Annotated in this window: 16 protein-coding genes; 4 read left to right on the forward strand and 12 right to left on the reverse strand. The window is 40.3% G+C overall.

What is annotated here, in order from left to right:
- Positions 1 to 124: 124 nt before the first annotated feature.
- From MR041_RS06120 to MR041_RS06130, 3 genes are all read right to left on the reverse strand, one after another.
- On the reverse strand, positions 125 to 1,300 hold the full coding sequence (locus MR041_RS06120) for an MFS transporter (RefSeq protein WP_242092717.1): 1,176 nt from the start codon (positions 1,298 to 1,300) through the stop codon (positions 125 to 127).
- A gap of 461 nt (positions 1,301 to 1,761) precedes the next feature.
- The gene (locus MR041_RS06125) at positions 1,762 to 2,034 is read right to left on the reverse strand and encodes a hypothetical protein (RefSeq protein ID WP_242092718.1); all 273 of its coding nucleotides are present in this window, start codon (positions 2,032 to 2,034) and stop codon (positions 1,762 to 1,764) included.
- A gap of 99 nt (positions 2,035 to 2,133) precedes the next feature.
- Positions 2,134 to 3,369, reverse strand: coding sequence for a 3-deoxy-D-manno-octulosonic acid transferase (locus tag MR041_RS06130; protein ID WP_242092719.1), 1,236 nt, complete (start codon positions 3,367 to 3,369; stop codon positions 2,134 to 2,136).
- Between the two features lie 132 nt (positions 3,370 to 3,501).
- Here MR041_RS06130 and MR041_RS06135 point away from each other — a divergent pair, with 132 nt between their 5' ends.
- Together MR041_RS06135 and galE are read left to right on the forward strand one after the other, a co-directional pair.
- Entirely contained in the window at positions 3,502 to 4,656 is a 1,155-nt protein-coding gene (locus MR041_RS06135; protein WP_242092720.1) for a DegT/DnrJ/EryC1/StrS family aminotransferase, read from the forward strand.
- The gene (galE, locus tag MR041_RS06140; protein WP_242092721.1) at positions 4,649 to 5,668 is read left to right on the forward strand and encodes a UDP-glucose 4-epimerase GalE; all 1,020 of its coding nucleotides are present in this window, start codon (positions 4,649 to 4,651) and stop codon (positions 5,666 to 5,668) included. Before MR041_RS06135 ends, galE begins: the two co-directional genes overlap by 8 nt.
- Before the next feature lie 168 nt (positions 5,669 to 5,836).
- Here the strand turns inward: galE and lspA are convergent, their stop codons facing one another.
- From lspA to MR041_RS06160, 4 genes are all read right to left on the reverse strand, one after another.
- Complete coding sequence (gene lspA, locus MR041_RS06145; protein WP_242092722.1) at positions 5,837 to 6,328, reverse strand: signal peptidase II; 492 nt, start codon at positions 6,326 to 6,328, stop codon at positions 5,837 to 5,839.
- Complete coding sequence (fabD, locus tag MR041_RS06150) at positions 6,329 to 7,222, reverse strand: ACP S-malonyltransferase (RefSeq protein ID WP_242092723.1); 894 nt, start codon at positions 7,220 to 7,222, stop codon at positions 6,329 to 6,331.
- Between the two features lie 103 nt (positions 7,223 to 7,325).
- Positions 7,326 to 8,369: a DUF6340 family protein gene (locus MR041_RS06155; RefSeq protein WP_242092724.1), complete on the reverse strand. Its 1,044-nt coding sequence runs from the start codon at positions 8,367 to 8,369 to the stop codon at positions 7,326 to 7,328.
- A 9-nt stretch (positions 8,370 to 8,378) separates the two neighbouring features.
- Positions 8,379 to 9,290 carry a dihydrofolate reductase gene (locus MR041_RS06160; RefSeq protein ID WP_242092725.1) on the reverse strand — a complete coding sequence of 304 codons (912 nt, stop codon included), beginning with the start codon at positions 9,288 to 9,290 and terminating at the stop codon, positions 8,379 to 8,381.
- Positions 9,291 to 9,577: 287 nt separating this feature from the next.
- On the opposite strand from MR041_RS06160, the gene MR041_RS06165 reads away from it, so the two are divergent.
- Entirely contained in the window at positions 9,578 to 9,874 is a 297-nt protein-coding gene (locus MR041_RS06165) for an isoamylase early set domain-containing protein (protein WP_242092726.1), read from the forward strand.
- A 36-nt stretch (positions 9,875 to 9,910) separates the two neighbouring features.
- Here the strand turns inward: MR041_RS06165 and MR041_RS06170 are convergent, their stop codons facing one another.
- From MR041_RS06170 to MR041_RS06190, 5 genes are all read right to left on the reverse strand, one after another.
- On the reverse strand, positions 9,911 to 10,735 hold the full coding sequence (locus MR041_RS06170) for a thymidylate synthase (RefSeq protein WP_242092727.1): 825 nt from the start codon (positions 10,733 to 10,735) through the stop codon (positions 9,911 to 9,913).
- A 151-nt stretch (positions 10,736 to 10,886) separates the two neighbouring features.
- Positions 10,887 to 12,416 carry a NupC/NupG family nucleoside CNT transporter gene (locus MR041_RS06175; protein WP_422613568.1) on the reverse strand — a complete coding sequence of 510 codons (1,530 nt, stop codon included), beginning with the start codon at positions 12,414 to 12,416 and terminating at the stop codon, positions 10,887 to 10,889.
- A gap of 10 nt (positions 12,417 to 12,426) precedes the next feature.
- The gene (locus MR041_RS06180; RefSeq protein WP_242092729.1) at positions 12,427 to 13,041 is read right to left on the reverse strand and encodes a bifunctional nuclease family protein; all 615 of its coding nucleotides are present in this window, start codon (positions 13,039 to 13,041) and stop codon (positions 12,427 to 12,429) included.
- Positions 13,042 to 13,163: 122 nt separating this feature from the next.
- Positions 13,164 to 14,123, reverse strand: a complete 960-nt coding sequence (locus tag MR041_RS06185; RefSeq protein ID WP_242092730.1) for an electron transfer flavoprotein subunit alpha/FixB family protein — start codon at positions 14,121 to 14,123, stop codon at positions 13,164 to 13,166.
- A gap of 96 nt (positions 14,124 to 14,219) precedes the next feature.
- Positions 14,220 to 14,966, reverse strand: a complete 747-nt coding sequence (locus MR041_RS06190; protein WP_242092731.1) for an electron transfer flavoprotein subunit beta/FixA family protein — start codon at positions 14,964 to 14,966, stop codon at positions 14,220 to 14,222.
- 234 nt (positions 14,967 to 15,200) lie between these two features.
- Between MR041_RS06190 and MR041_RS06195 the strand changes: the two genes are divergently transcribed.
- Positions 15,201 to 16,178, forward strand: coding sequence for a pyruvate dehydrogenase complex E1 component subunit beta (locus tag MR041_RS06195; protein ID WP_242092732.1), 978 nt, complete (start codon positions 15,201 to 15,203; stop codon positions 16,176 to 16,178).
- Positions 16,179 to 16,200: the final 22 nt, after the last annotated feature.

A 16,200-nucleotide genomic window follows, 5' to 3' on the forward strand; every position in this document is an offset into this window, starting at 1 on the left:
GTAATTCACATCGTTATTGGTTTTAAAAAAAATCAAGTTTAATCGATAGTTCTTTGGGATAGGGGATAGATGTTGTTATGCATAGCGGTAGCGCTTTCCAAATCACTTAAAGGACGCCATTGGTTTATGATACGGCAGATATTCTCCAAAGTGCAAATAAACCAAATAGCGGACCTAAGGCTAAAATAGTATAAACACTGCTGGAGTCGGTATAGGCTTTAAGCAGTGTCATGATCTGGAGGCTAACAATGGTAACTGAAAATCCGATGCAGTTCACAATTGTAAGGGCGGTACCCTTGAGCTCTACTGGAGCACTTTGGGCCACCATTGTTGAGAAAAGCGGCGAATCCGTAATGACCGTTATACCCCAGAAGAGTAAAAAGACAAGAAACAGATTCCCATACGGAATGGTAAATGCAAGTGGAGAAATGAGGCAACAACACCCTGAAAGTAAGAGGGCTGTAGAAGCCATCTTTCTGGTACCCAAGATTTCAGACATATAGCCTCCCAATACGCATCCCACACCACCGATTCCAATGACACAAAACGATAGTAATGGGATACTCCATGTTATTGAAGGGTGTGCCATCGCATAGGTTTGAAGCATGATAGGAACAAAGGCCCAAAACGTATATAACTCCCACATATGCCCGAAGTAACCAAAAGCAGATGCACGAAAGGTGTCATCTTTAAACACCTGTATAAAAGCCAATAATCGAGTCTTTTGGCTGGGTTTTCTAAAGGGACCGTCCGGTACGAGTATCACCATAATTAAGCCACCAAAACATGCGACGCATGAAATGATAAACAGCACTAGCTTCCATGGCAGGGTTCCGGTCATGTCCTTGAGTAAATGTGGAAAGGCAGTACCAACTACGAGCGCGCCCACAAGATAGCCGAGGGATTTGCCCAGCCCTTGGTCAAAGTAGTCGGCTGCTATCTTCATTCCGACGGGATAGATACCGGCAAGGAAAAAGCCGGTAACAAATCGTAAGCACAATAAACTAGCTAAACCATTCTTATCCCAAATCAGGCCCAGATTGAAAATGGCGCCAAGAAGTGCGCAAATAAAAAATACTTTCGAAGGTGAAAAACGATCGGCTATCGTCAACACAGCAAAACCAAGGGTTCCAACAATGAAACCAAATTGAACAGCAGAGGTCAAATTTCCTAAGGCACTGTTGTCGAGTTGAAAGGTTGAAACAAGGTCATTCATTACACCATTACCTGCGAACCACAGGGAGGTACAACAGAATTGAGATAGGACAATGACGGCGAGTATAATGTTTGACTTTTTCAACCAGGATTTAAATTAAATGGACGTTTGTTAATGGGCCAATTAATCCCCAAAACAGTGTCCTTAGTAGTCCCCCAGTTCCCTAAGATACAATAAAAAGTAAGACGCTGGGATCGTTTATAAAAGGGGTATACTTCAGGATGATTTGAAAGTCATTTAGTGCCTCAACCAGCCTTCAAAAACTCAGTTAACACCAGCGTATAAAGGCTTTATAAATGAGGTTACAATGGGATTTTGAAGCGGCTTCATGTCGCCTCCAAGATAACCTTAATGACCTAAAGGGTCAGGTATGATAAATTTACCATAATACCGGGTTGATCGAACTGTGCACCGTAGCGATCCGTTGGTATTTTAAAAAAACTATGCTGTGACAACAAGGGCTGCTTTGCCCCGCCATGAAAAAAAAAGACCGCTGAGAGCGGTCTTTCGATAAAAATTTTAATAAGTTAGAGTTTATACCTCTCTTATTTTTCAATGGCATCTTTAGTTTTTTCAACTGCTTGTTCGGCTGCTTCAACAGCATCATCAGCAGCTTCTAAGGCATCATCAACGGCCTCACCGACCTCTTCCATGGCCCCTTCAGTTGCTTCAGTAACATCTTCAGCGGCCTCTTCTACGGCTTCAGTGGCATTTTCAACAGCTTCTTCAACAGAATCGGTTTTTTTAGTATCTCGACATGAAGTGAAGACGATACCTAATGCCATAACGAGCGCCAAACTTAAAATTACTTTTTTCATAAATTATTGATTTAGTGTTAATTACTTTTTTCAGTCCCTCAGTCAATGTCTTGACATTTCGGTGAATCAATATAAGATTGATTCCAACTAATTTTAGCCCTATATACGAAGATAATTACGTATTTGGATGACGGCTCCTTGATTTTCTTTAATAAAATCTGCGTTTTTAGAACCAGAAGACAATCGCAATGTCTTATTCGAAATTAGTTCTGTTAAACGGGCTTGGAGATCTTCTGAACTGGAAATTGAAAACATGCCACCGAGATCAATCATGGCTCTGGCTTCAGGAAAATTTTTATGATTTTGACCAATAAGTATTGGAACACCAAAGACTGCAGGTTCCAGGGTGTTATGTAAACCTGTATGGCCCACCGCACCACCCACATAGGCAATATCGGCATAACTGTAAGCTTTGGACAGTAAACCAATTGTATCCAATATAAGCACCTGACTGTTTTTGAGTGAAGTGTAATCACTTTCGGAGTACAAAACCGTTCTTACTGGCAATTCCTTTTTTAATTTACGTATTTGACTCGGTTTAATATTATGAGGAGCAATGACTATTTTCAGGTTTGTAAAGGAGGCAGAAGTTATAAAATCGACGAGATAGGCCTCATCTTCGGGCCAGGTGCTGCCGGCAACGATGCACAGATCATCCTGCTTAAAAGTTTCAACAAAATCCAAGCTGTTGTCTTGATGTAATTGATTTGACACTCTGTCAAAACGGGTATCTCCCGAAACAGTGGCATCCAGGTAATTAATGGATTCCAGTAAAATTTTGGAGGCCTGGTTTTGAGTGAAGATATGTTCGAAAGCAAAAAGCGCATGTCTGAATAAACCACCATAAAATTTAAAGAAACGCTGATCAGCCCGAAATACACCGGATATCAAAATAGCGCGAAGGTGCCTTTTCTTAATCGTGTTTAAGTAATTAGGCCAAATGTCATACTTCACGAATACGGTAAGTTCAGGGTTTACAAGATCTATGAATTGTTTGGCATTTTGCCTGGTATCCAGAGGCAGATAAATAACAAGGTCGGTGACAGATGAATTTTTACGGATTTCATAGCCCGATGGAGAAAAAAAACTAAGAATGATTTTATGGTCGGCATAATGTTTTCTCAATGCAGTAAAAATGGGTAGCCCTTGTTCGTATTCACCTAAAGAGGCGCAGTGAAACCAGAGGGTCTTGTCCCCGTGGGTTAAATTTTTCCGTAAGATGTCAAACGTTTTGGAGCGTCCTTGTACACCTAAGGCAATTTTTTGATTGAAACCCGCAATTATTTTTAAGGTCAAACCAAAAAATTGAATAATCCCATTATATATAAATCCCACCCTAATATTGTTTTTGCTAAAATACATTTCTTTAGAAGAAAACTATAGATAAGCTATATGATTTTTGTATTTTTGAACGCTTGAAAAGGCATGGGACGGGTTGTTTTAAGCTATATCATATACCAGGAAAAGATGAAGAAAATACAAATGGTAGACCTTAAAGGTCAATATTCAAGAATTAAGGAAACTCTAGATCCTGCAATTCAGGAGATTATCGAAAACACGGCTTTTATAAACGGTCCCAAAGTACATGAATTTCAAAAGAATCTGGAGCGGTATTTAGGGGTAAAGCATGTTATTCCTTGTGCTAACGGAACGGATGCGCTTCAGATTGCGATGATGGGTTTGGGTTTAAAGCCTGGTGATGAGGTCATTACGGCCGATTTCACTTTTGCAGCAACGGTAGAGGTGATTGCCCTGTTACAGTTAACACCCGTTTTGGTTGATGTTAACCAGGATGATTTCAATATTGATATTGAAGCCATAGAAAAGGCCATTACCTCCAAAACAAAGGCCATTGTACCTGTGCACTTATTCGGTCAGTGCGCCAATATGGAAGCGATAATGGAAATAGCGAAATCACATAATCTTTTCGTGATAGAGGACAATGCCCAGGCCATTGGTGCAAATTACACCTATTCCAATGGCAACAAGGTAAAGGCCGGAACGATCGGACATGTGGGGGCAACGTCTTTCTTTCCATCTAAAAATTTGGGCTGTTATGGCGATGGGGGTGCTATTTTTACTAATGATGACGAATTGGCTCATACCATAAGGGGTATTGTGAATCACGGCATGTACGAACGTTACCATCATGATGTGGTTGGAGTAAATTCCAGATTGGATAGTATCCAGGCAGCCGTCTTGGATGCTAAATTACCACATTTGGATGCTTATAACAAAGCACGGCAAACAGCCGCAATAAAATACAATGAAGCCTTAAAAGGCATAGATCAAATCATTACCCCCAAGATGTCCAATGGGTGTATTACACTATGTGACAATTGTGATTGTCATGTATTCCATCAATATACCTTGAGAGTTATTGGAGTTGACAGGGATGCTTTAGCCGGACATTTAAACGCTTTGGGCATCCCCTGTGGCATATATTATCCGATACCCTTGCACAAACAGAAAGCCTATGCAGACGATCGCTATGATGAAGCTGACTTTACCGTCACCAATAAATTGACCCGGGAAGTGATTTCCTTACCAATGCATACGGAATTAGACGACGAGCAAATTGAATACATTACATCAACCATAATAAAGTTTATAAATGGATAAAATAGTGGTCACCGGAGGCTTGGGATTTATCGGATCGCATACCGTGGTGGAATTGCAAAATGAAGGGTATGAAGTCGTTATTATTGATGATCTGTCGAATTCCTCAATTAATGTTTTGGATGGTATTACGTCCATAACGGGAGTAAAACCAATTTTCGAACAAATTGATTTAAAAGAAAAAGACCAGGTCGAAAGTTTTTTCAAAAGACATCATGATGTAAAGGGGATTATCCATTTTGCTGCGAGTAAGGCAGTAGGAGAAAGCGTGGAAAAACCCCTGTTGTACTACGAAAATAATATTGGGACTTTGGTTTATCTATTAAAAGAATTAAAGAAATTGCCTTCGGCCTGTTTTATTTTTAGCTCTTCATGTACGGTATATGGTCAGGCCGATGAATTGCCTATAACCGAAAATGCCCCTGTAAAACAAGCCGAATCACCATATGGTAATACCAAGCAGATAGGAGAGGAAATAATAAAGGATACCTGCAAGGTGGCACCGAATTTAAAAGCCATAGCATTGCGTTATTTTAATCCGATAGGGGCACATGAGTCTGCTAAAATAGGAGAATTACCTATAGGAGTACCTCAAAATTTAGTGCCATTCATTACCCAGACGGCTATTGGAATTCGCGAACAATTGTCGGTTTTTGGTGATGACTATCCAACGCCAGATGGAACGTGCATCAGAGATTATATTCATGTGGTTGATTTAGCCAAAGCACATGTCATCGCTCTTGAACGCTTATTAAAGAATAAGAATAAGGAGCGCTACGAGATCTTTAATCTCGGTACGGGAAAAGGAAGTTCCGTTCTTGAGGTTGTTCAATCCTTCGAGCGTGTTTCGGGCAAGAAATTAAATTATAAGATCGTCGGAAGAAGAGAAGGTGATGTCATTGCGGCTTATGCAGATACGAAAAAAGCGAATGAAGAACTGGGCTGGAAAACGAATCTTACTTTAGACGACGCCTTGTTATCTGCCTGGAAATGGGAACAGAAAATTAGAAGCTAAGCAGTTGTGCTTTGGGTTTTTATTTATAAGCCTCTTCGAACCGGTCTAAATCGGATTTTCCTGAAGATACTTTATACCCTAGGAGGAACTGACGATACATTTATACCAACCTTTAATTAATCAACTACTTTTTTAAGCTGCCTGTCATTATTAAGGATGATAGGTGGCTTATTTATTTTTGTTTTTTTTCAAACTGACAATAATTAAAATAGTCATACCGGTAGTAACGAATAAATCAGCTATATTGAAAATACCTGTTCTTAGGGTATCTGTGAGCTTGATAAAAAAGAAGTCTGTAACTGAACCAAAGGCAATCCTGTCAAAAACATTGGCAATACCGCCACCAATAATGGCAGAAAACGCGAACAGGGACCACTTGTCCAAGGTTTTGTCCTTTAATATATAGCGCAGGACGAAACCCAAAACAAGGATAGGCAGAATAAGTAATAGAATAATTCGAAGAGGTTCATTTAAATCACTGCCCATACCTAAAAAGGCGCCTTTATTTTCCACGTTATGAAGTGTAAAATAACTTCCAAGAACAGGGATCACTTCTCTGGGGTCGATGTAAGCACGAACAACAATTTTCGAAATTTGGTCAATAGCAATGGTCAGGGCGATGGAACCGATAATAAAAATAGAACGAGAAGATAATTTCATCTAGGAATTGATTTCAAAAGTTGCCGAAACCGTTTCGGCTTCTCTGTCTATCTTTTTAACTAAGCCTTGAAGGACTTTACCCGGACCTACTTCAGTAAACAGAGTGGCACCATCGGCTATCATTTGTTGAACCGACTGCGTCCAACGTACCGGAGCGGTTAATTGAGAAATTAAATTCGATTTTATATCTGATGCCTCAGTAACAGCATGAGCTGTTACATTTTGATAAATCGGGCAATTAGGTTGGCTAAATGACGTATTTTCAATCGCAGCAGCGAGTTCTTCACGTGCAGGTTCCATAAGCGGTGAATGGAAGGCCCCGCCAACGGGCAGCACTAAGGCTCTTTTGGCTCCTTCCTGTTTTAAAGCTTCGCAAGCTGAATTAACAGCATCAATTTCTCCTGAAATCACAAGTTGACCAGGACAATTATAATTTGCGGCCACAACAATACCCTCGGTCATGGCGCACACCTTTTCTACAACATCATCATCTAAACCCAATACAGCCGCCATTGTGCTGGGTTGTAACTCACAGGCTTTCTGCATTGCCTTGGCGCGCTGAGATACGAGTTTTAAACCATCTTCAAAATTCAGGGTGCCATTGGCAACCAATGCCGAAAACTCACCAAGTGAATGACCGGCAACCATGTCGGGTTTAAAGGATGCTCCTAATGTTTTCGCTAAAATTACGGAGTGTAAAAATATAGCGGGTTGGGTAACTTTCGTTTCTTTAAGGTCTTCCGCAGAACCTTCAAACATAATATCTGTAATGTTAAAGCCAAGGATATGGTTGGCCTTTTCAAACAATTCTTGAGCTAAAGGAGACTGCTCGTAGAGGTCTAAGCCCATACCTGTAAATTGAGCTCCCTGTCCTGGAAATATATAAGCCTTCATCGTAATCTTAAATTAGTGATGCAAAAGTACATGATTTTTTTAATTTATGAATTTGGAGAAACAATTTGAAACACCAATAATAAGTTTAAATGAAGCTAACTTATCATTGTTGCTGCACCAACCTCTGATTTTGGGATGCCCGATATTTCAAAATATTTAAATAACGTAATGCCTCTTTGTTATTATAATCGCTATACGCTTTTGAGGCCCATTCGATGGCAGTACTTAAATCGCCGTTAATTTCATTAATTATGGCCATGTTATAGCAAGCTCTCCCTGCAATTTTAGACTTTGGGTTGTCGAGTTCGCGTTCCCAATGCAAAGCCGCTCCATTCCAATTCCCGGTTTGCGCCTTGCGTTTCGCAATTTCAAATTGATCTGTTCCTTTTACGAAATAATTGCGGGACACTCGAATGCGATAAGGCTCAATTCGCAGCGCATAGTTTTCTCCAATCAACCTGCTCGCATCCATAACCAGGTCTTTTCTCATTCTAAGGGCTTCCAAAGCTTTCACTGGATTTATGCCTTTTCCCGATGTTACAATACCTTTAGAAAAGGGGAATGCATCCAGAACGAGCTTGTTGGTGGGATCGTAAATTTTAAAACCACCTTTAATAAGTGTATTTGCCGTAGCGTGATGTTCGAGTACCGGAATTTTCACACCCAATACGTTTTGAGTGAATGTTTGTTTGGTGCTGTAACTTATTTTGGAGTCGGTATCAAAATAAGACAAGACATATAAGGCATCTACATTGTTATTCCGGCATAATAGGTCCACCGTATCCCAGGCTAGTGTCGCCGGAAAATTGCTCGTGCGGTTTGTTCCAAAAAGAGAATCATTCAATATGACCACGTCGAAGCGATCTTGTTGTTTCAGCACGTCACTCAGGCCCGCTATAACCTTATCCGAAGCATCCTTGTCGAAGTGCTTCCCTTCAACGGAAAATACTTCATCAATTTTATTGAGCACATCGGTGGAGCGCTGGTCATAACGATTTAAGATGCCAACACGTACTATGTTTTTTGGAATAGTTACAGGTGCGGGTTCCGTAACCGTCATGGTTAGCCTGTTCGTTGATGCACAACCAACCATGATAAAGAAGAGACATAAGAGGGATAGATTTTTAAAAAGGGGCTTCGTTTCCATATGTATTATTTATTGTCGTTTATAGGTAATGAAAGAATACCTATAGTCGTTGCTTTCATCCCTTTCGTGCAAACGCCGTGCCACTTCTTTCCACGTGGAGGTGTCAATATCGGGAAAGTGCGTGTCTGCACTGAAGTTCTCGTGTACTCTGGTCAGTTCAATTTTATCAGCGACAGACATTGCTTGCCTGTAAATTTCACCACCACCGATAATAAAGGGCTGTGGGTCATCTTTGGCGGCATCGAGGGCATCATCTAAATTATTGACCACAATAACACCCTCAGGAACGGCATAATTATCTTGCCTTGTTATGACCACATGTGTTCTGTTGGGCAGTGGCTTGGGGAAACTCTCAAATGTTTTACGTCCCATAATGATATGGTGCCCGTTGGTTAATTCCTTAAATCGCTTTAAGTCGTCAGATAAATGCCATATGAGCTGATTGTCCTTACCAATGGCATTGTTTTCAGCCACTGCTGCAATAATGGTTATTTCAGAAGTGTTATCGGTTGCTTCTTTTTTGCTCCTGGATGAACTTTTGGAAATTAGAGCCTCTTCTTTGTCGAGATCCTCCTTTAGTTTTTCGATGCCCCTCTGCTGCCTGCCCACTAGCTTTTCCAGTTGGGCCTTTTCCCATGCCTTGCCCATGAACTTATGCGTGATGAAGACATTGAAAACATGATATATAAAAAAGAATGCCCATAACAAAATGGCATAAAGAAACCAGTCCTTGCCAAAAAGGGTGTATTCTTTGCCAATACCTAAAACCACATTACAAACAATCAGCAGCACGCTACCAATAAGAAAAATAATGAAATGTATGTACAGGTTTTTCTTCTGCTTTATGCGCTTCTGGGCATATTCTATGAGCTCCAATTGCTCCTTGTCTATCGGTGGAACCGATTTCTTTTTTCCAAACATCTTATCCTGTTAATAATTGTAAATTTATGATATTTTAATGACATATTCTGCGCTCTGAATTCAAGATAATTACGAAATCGTTTTAGTTGTAAATTGACTGAAAATCAGAGTTAAAGAAGTATTTTTTGGCTATTAATTTTATAAAATTAATGTTATAATTTTTAGAAACTTTAAATTATTGTAAAGACATATTATGAAATTGATAATTCTTCACCAATAAGTTCTATCAGGTATTCATATGTCCCATAGTTGTACTAAATTTGTCCCAAAAATAACACATTATTATTATGGCTATTAAAAAACAATACTTAAAAAGTAAACCAGTTTGTAAGGTGACTTTTTCTATAGAGGCTGAGGAAGCCAAAAAAGTTTCTGTTGTTGGAAGCTTTAATGATTGGAATGCCAAGAAAGCCCCATTAAAGAAATTAAAGAATGGAACCTTTAAAGGCACAATAGATTTAGAAAAAGATAACACTTATGAGTTCAAGTACATAGTTGATGGCAATTATGTAAACGATGATGCTGCTGATGCTTATGCATGGAATGATTTTGCTGGAGCAGACAACAGCGTTGTAACGGTGTAAACATTAAAAAAAAGCTTTCCAAAAGGAAAGCTTTTTTTATACAGCCACAACCCCTTTTATATGTGGATGTGGATTATAATCAACCAAAGTAAAGTCTTCAAATCTAAAGCTGAAGATATCTTTCACTTCCGGGTTTAGGATCATTTTTGGTAAGGGCCTGATATCTCTGGACAGTTGTAGCTCCAACTGTTCGTAATGATTGCTGTATATATGGGCGTCACCAAAGGTATGAATGAATTCCCCTGGTTGGTAGCCGCAAACCTGTGCCATCATCATAGTGAACAAGGCGTAGGATGCAATGTTAAACGGCACACCTAAGAAAATATCAGCACTGCGTTGGTATAATTGACAGGATAATTTGCCATCGGCCACATAGAATTGAAAAAAAGCATGACAAGGGGGTAAGGCGGCCTTACCATTGGCGACATTTTCACCAAAACTTTTTGTCGTGTCCGGCAAAACAGAGGGATTCCATGCAGACACCAACATTCTTCGACTGTTGGGATTATTTTTCAGCGTCCGAATAACATCAGTAATCTGATCAATGTCATCGCTATTCCAATTACGCCACTGGTGTCCGTAAACAGGACCGAGGTCACCATTCTCATCGGCCCATTCATTCCAAATGCGAACACCGTTTTCAGTTAAATAGTTAATATTGGTATCCCCTTTTAAAAACCATAGCAGCTCGTAGATAATAGACTTCAGGTGTAACTTCTTGGTCGTTACCATAGGGAATCCTTCATTTAAATCAAATCGCATTTGATACCCAAATACACTTTTTGTGCCCGTGCCAGTACGATCTGATTTCTCGTTCCCATTCTCTAAAACATGTTTTACAAGGTCGTGATATTGTTTCATAAGCTATTCGCGGTTTCCAATCAGGAAAGTCATTTTGTTTTTGGTAAAAGTAAAAAAAGGTGTTGAAAAATAAACGCCTGCGCGAAGGCAATTTATCAATAGTTTATCAACGGTCTGCCAGACTTGTATTAACAGGGAATCAACGGCATTTTCATCCAATAATCATGCCTGCAATGGTAGCTGAAACCAAAGATGCTATGGTCCCCCCAATTAATGCTTTCATCCCAAATTGAGATAGGGTTTTTCGTTGTCCCGGAGCCAAGGATCCAATACCGCCAATTTGAATCCCAATAGAGGCAAAGTTGGCAAATCCGCACAGCATGTAGGTTGCCATTATGATCGATTTCTCGTAATGTAGGTGAATGCTGCTGGACATATTTTTTAAATCGGCCAGCTGTATGTAACCTATAAACTCACTTGCCGCTATTTTAATGCCTAATAACTGACCCATGAGAGCCATATCCTCCTGGGCAACACCGATTAACCACATGAGCGGGGCGAAGGTATACCCGAGCAGAAGTTCCAGTGATAAGTTTGCATAAGTAGTATTATTGGCAATCCAATTATTTAGAGTGGTAACATCGCCTATCCAACTTAGAATGCCATTGAACATGGCTATGAATGCGACAAATACCAAAAGCATGGCTCCAACATTAACCGCCAGTTTTAATCCCTCTGTAGTACCATTGGCAATGGCATCTAAAAAATTTGAACCAATTTTTTCTTGAGAAACATGCACATCCGTATTTACTGACTGCGTTTGGGGATATAGGATTTTTGAAATGACAATAGCTCCGGGAGCTGCCATGACAGAGGCGGCTAAAAGGTGTTTCGCATAAAATAAACGCATGGACGGATCGTCACCGCCGAGAAAACCGATATAAGCCGCTAAAACAGCACCTGCAACAGTGGCCATGCCACCAATCATCACCAGAAGCATTTCCGATTTGTTCATTTTTTCCAAATAGGCTTTTATCAATAACGGGGCTTCTGTTTGACCTAGGAAGATATTTCCGGCCACACTCAAACTCTCAGCACCCGATATTTTGAGGGCTTTTGAAAGTAACCACGCCATTCCCTTCACAACTTTCTGGATGATGCCTAAGTAGAATAAAACTGAAGTTAAAGCAGAAAAGAAAATTATAGTTGGTAACACTTGAAAGGCAAAAATGAATCCGAATGTATCCATATCGACCACCAAGCCTTCGAATAAAAATTTACTACCTGCACGCGTAAAATCGAGAACACTTACAAATAGACTTCCTACAAATTCGAAAACAGCCTTTATCATTTTAATTTTTAAGACCCCTACGGCTATCAATAATTGAAAGGCTAACCCAATCCCAACAACACGCCAGTTAATGGCTTTGCGATTGCTGCTAAATAGAAATGCAATTACGATTAAGGAAATCATACCCAAAACGCCACGCCATAAACTGCCAAAAGAAAAGCCTTGACTGGGGATTAAGGTGTCAGCTTTTGCAGGTCCACCTGAAGAAGGTTCCGTCTCTTGAGTTCGTACAGCTTCAGATGTGTCGGCATTAGCGGTCGCGTCAGTACCTGTTTGAGCTGCCGAAGCTGATATCGTATCCTGTGTAATGGTGGTGTTCACATCTTGAGCGTGCGTAAAGGAAAAAAGACAGAGCAGCAAGATGATCAGAGACATGGAAGGTTGCTTCATAAAGTTGGGCTTATCGTTTGGAGATTTCGTCGCGTATCTTCGCAGCTTTTTCGTAATCTTCATTGGCAACTGCTTCATCCAATAAATTATGGAGTTCTTCCAAAGTTTTAGATTTAAAACTTTCTTGAGGTATATCGTGTTCCAATTCATCACTCACCAAATCATCTACTAAAACACTGTCTTCCTGCTCATCATCTCCTTTTTTAGGATTGACTTTTAAATAGATCCCTGCTTTATCCAATATATTTTTATAGGTAAAGATGGGCGCATCAAAACGCAGTGCCAAGGCAATGGCATCACTAGTTCGGGCATCGATTATTTCTTCAATTTTATCCCGCTCACAGATAAGGCTTGAATAAAATACCCCATCGACCAGCTTATGTATAATGACTTGTTTTACAATGATATCGAAACGATCGGCAAAATTTTTAAAGAGATCATGAGTTAAGGGTCGCGGAGGTCTAATTTCTTTTTCAAGCGCAATGGCAATCGACTGTGCTTCAAAGGCACCAATAACAATCGGTAATTTACGATCACCATCAATTTCATTTAAAATTAGCGCATATGCACCGTTTTGGGTTTGGCTGTAAGAAATGCCTTTTATGTTTAACCTGACTAAACTCATATGTGATAAAAACGCAAAGAACTGTTTAAATTAGGACTTTACCAACTGCCAAAGGCAGAATTGTGAATACGATGCTAACTTAAGCAGTTCTAATACGGCTATACAAGTTATAAAAAAATAATTTATTGTTGTGCTTTAAAGGCCTTTAATTTTTCAACCAGAGTTGGTACCACTTCAAAAGCATCCCCAACCACACCGTAGTCTGCAGCCTTGAAAAAAGGAGCTTCAGAATCCGTATTAATGACGACTTTCACCTTCGAGGCATTGATACCTGCTAAATGCTGTATGGCACCCGAAATTCCAATGGCAATATACAAGTTGGAAGCAACGGGTTTGCCTGTTTGACCAACGTGCTCGCTATGAGGTCTCCAGCCTAAATCGGATACCGGCTTGGAACAGGCTGTGGCTGCACCCAATACAGCCGCCAGATCTTCTATCATACCCCAGTTCTCGGGCCCTTTAAGACCTCTCCCCCCGGATACAACAATGTCGGCATCTGCAATGGTAACCTTATCGGTCGTTTTATCCACGGATGCTACTGTAATGTTGTTTTCAGAAATTGAAGGGGAAAATGGCTCTGTTTTCAATTCCACCTTATGTTCAACTAATCCGAAAGAATTGTTGGATAGGCCAATCAACTTTACAGGGGTGTCGATTTGTGTTATTTCAAACGCCTTATTTGTAAAAGCACTGCGCTTCACCGCAAAGGGGGTGGTGCTTTCCGGAACAGCGACAACATTCGATGCATATCCTGCATTTAATTCAACCGCTAAAAGCGGTGCTAAATATTTACAATTGGCTGTTGCGCTTATAACAACGACTTCAGCATGCTCTGCTTCGGCTCCCTGTTTGATGACTTGGGCGAAAGTCCTGGCATTAAAGGTATCCAATTGCGGGTTGTTTACAGCCAATACTTTATCAACTCCATACTGTGCCAAGGCTTCAGTGCTCTCTGCGTTTATCGTCACAGCAGTAACATTGGTTTCTAATTGATTTGCCAAAGCTCTGGCATAGGAGGCGACTTCAAATGCTGTTTTTTTTAATTTTCCTTTTTCAGATTCTGCGTAGACTAAAATAGACATGATTTTTTTACTATTCTTTGGGCACTGAGGCTCTCGAAGTGCCTTTTTTTTAGGTTAATGTTCATTTTGAGAGCCTCGATGAACACCTCTTTAAACTTATATGACCTTGGCTTCGTTATGGAGTAAATCGATTAACGCATCCAAATCGTCCGGAGACACTAATTTAACGGCACCCTTCGGCGCTGGTTTCTCAAAAGAAACAGACTTTGCTCGCGCATCGGATGCGATAGGCTCTACTACGGTTAAAGGCTTTTGTCTGGCCATCATAATACCGCGCATATTGGGGATGCGCAAATCACTTTCATCCACCAATCCTTTTTGTCCGCCTACGACCAGGGGTAATGTCGTTGTAATGGTTTCTTTACCACCGTCAATTTCGCGTATGGCCGTGACTTGATCTCCATCAATCTCCAGTCCGATACAGGTGTTTACAAAATTCATTTGGCTTAGTCCAGCTAACATACCGGGAACCATTCCACCGTTATAGTCGATAGATTCACGACCTGCAATTATCAAATCAAAACCACCATCGGCAACAATTTTAGCCAATTGCCTGGCCACAGAAAAACCATCATTGGGTTGCATATTCACTCTAATCGCAGCATCTGCTCCTATAGCAAGAGCTTTGCGAAGGGTAGGTTCAGTTTCCTGTCCGCCAACATTGACAACAGTAACATGAGCGCCTTGTTTTTCCTTGAACCACATAGCGCGGGTTAAACCGAATTCATCATTGGGGTTAATTACAAACTGAACCCCGTTGGTGTCAAATTTGGTATCACCTTCGGTGAAATTTATTTTTGATGTAGTGTCTGGAACATGACTGATACACACTAAAATCTTCATTTATGAATGGTATTTAAAGTTAGAATTGTACTGCAATTTTCCTCGGAAACATCTCTGTTTGCTTAAAAAATATAGCCAAATAAAATAGATGCCTATTTGACCGTTATTTTAGGTTACGAAGTTAAATATTTTATTTCGAATATATACTATGCATGCATAATAAATTTAGCTTGTACTTTTAAAGAGATTATAGCATTTATTGTTATTTTTGCAACTCGATTAAAATTAGAATTAATGAAGACCATTCAATTTAGAGAGGCCATTTGTGAAGCCATGAGTGAAGAAATGCGACGGGATGAAAGCGTTTATCTTATGGGAGAAGAAGTTGCCGAATACAATGGTGCTTACAAAGCATCTAAAGGCATGTTGGACGAATTTGGGGCCAAACGCGTCATCGATACCCCTATTGCGGAGCTCGGTTTTGCCGGTATCGCTGTAGGATCTACCATGACTGGAAACCGTCCGATTGTCGAATTTATGACCTTTAACTTCTCTCTGGTTGGAATAGATCAAATTATAAACAACGCAGCGAAGATCAGACAAATGTCAGGTGGACAATTTAAGTGTCCCATAGTTTTTCGTGGCCCAACTGCCTCGGCAGGACAATTGGGTGCCACACACTCACAGGCCTTTGAAAACTGGTTTGCCAATACACCTGGTCTAAAAGTGGTTGTGCCTTCAAATCCTTATGATGCAAAGGGGCTTCTAAAAGCTGCTATTAGAGATGATGACCCGGTCATTTTTATGGAGAGTGAACAAATGTATGGCGATAAAGGCGAGGTTCCTGAAGGTGAGTATATATTGCCCTTGGGTGTGGCCGATGTAAAACGTGAAGGTCATGATGTGACCATTGTATCCTTTGGAAAAATAATCAAAGAGGCCTTTAAAGCAGCCGATGAACTTGAAAAGGAAGGTATTTCATGTGAAATAATCGACTTACGCACGGTGAGACCTATGGATAAGAAAACCATTTTAGCCTCGGTTAAGAAAACGAATCGTCTGGTCATATTGGAAGAGGCCTGGCCATTTGGTAATGTGGCTTCAGAAATAACCTATGTCGTACAAAATGAAGCCTTCGATTATCTGGATGCTCCTATCATTAAATTGAATACGGCAGATACCCCTGCACCTTATTCACCTGTTTTGTTAGAGGAATGGCTGCCTAATAGCAACGATGTTATTAAGGCTGTTAAAAAGGTGCTTTATAAATAAAAACTTAATTTTTGCGTTATAT

It is taken from the genome of Aestuariivivens sediminicola, from assembly GCF_022662015.1.
GTDB lineage: Bacteria > Bacteroidota > Bacteroidia > Flavobacteriales > Flavobacteriaceae > Aestuariivivens > Aestuariivivens sediminicola.

Excerpts from the sequence above, each read along its gene's own strand:
- fabD (WP_242092723.1), bottom strand. The coding sequence starts at position 7,222 with ATGAAGGCTTATATATTTCCAGGACAGGGAGCTCAATTTACAGGTATG.
- galE (WP_242092721.1), top strand. The coding sequence starts at position 4,649 with ATGGATAAAATAGTGGTCACCGGAGGCTTGGGATTTATCGGATCGCAT.
- MR041_RS06160 (WP_242092725.1), bottom strand. The coding sequence starts at position 9,290 with ATGTTTGGAAAAAAGAAATCGGTTCCACCGATAGACAAGGAGCAATTG.
- MR041_RS06190 (WP_242092731.1), bottom strand. The coding sequence starts at position 14,966 with ATGAAGATTTTAGTGTGTATCAGTCATGTTCCAGACACTACATCAAAA.
- MR041_RS06165 (WP_242092726.1), top strand. The coding sequence starts at position 9,578 with ATGGCTATTAAAAAACAATACTTAAAAAGTAAACCAGTTTGTAAGGTG.
- MR041_RS06125 (WP_242092718.1), bottom strand. The coding sequence starts at position 2,034 with ATGAAAAAAGTAATTTTAAGTTTGGCGCTCGTTATGGCATTAGGTATC.
- MR041_RS06185 (WP_242092730.1), bottom strand. The coding sequence starts at position 14,123 with ATGTCTATTTTAGTCTACGCAGAATCTGAAAAAGGAAAATTAAAAAAA.
- MR041_RS06155 (WP_242092724.1), bottom strand. The coding sequence starts at position 8,369 with ATGGAAACGAAGCCCCTTTTTAAAAATCTATCCCTCTTATGTCTCTTC.
- MR041_RS06170 (WP_242092727.1), bottom strand. The coding sequence starts at position 10,735 with ATGAAACAATATCACGACCTTGTAAAACATGTTTTAGAGAATGGGAAC.
- MR041_RS06180 (WP_242092729.1), bottom strand. The coding sequence starts at position 13,041 with ATGAGTTTAGTCAGGTTAAACATAAAAGGCATTTCTTACAGCCAAACC.
- lspA (WP_242092722.1), bottom strand. The coding sequence starts at position 6,328 with ATGAAATTATCTTCTCGTTCTATTTTTATTATCGGTTCCATCGCCCTG.
- MR041_RS06195 (WP_242092732.1), top strand. The coding sequence starts at position 15,201 with ATGAAGACCATTCAATTTAGAGAGGCCATTTGTGAAGCCATGAGTGAA.
- MR041_RS06135 (WP_242092720.1), top strand. The coding sequence starts at position 3,502 with ATGAAGAAAATACAAATGGTAGACCTTAAAGGTCAATATTCAAGAATT.
- MR041_RS06175 (WP_422613568.1), bottom strand. The coding sequence starts at position 12,416 with ATGAAGCAACCTTCCATGTCTCTGATCATCTTGCTGCTCTGTCTTTTT.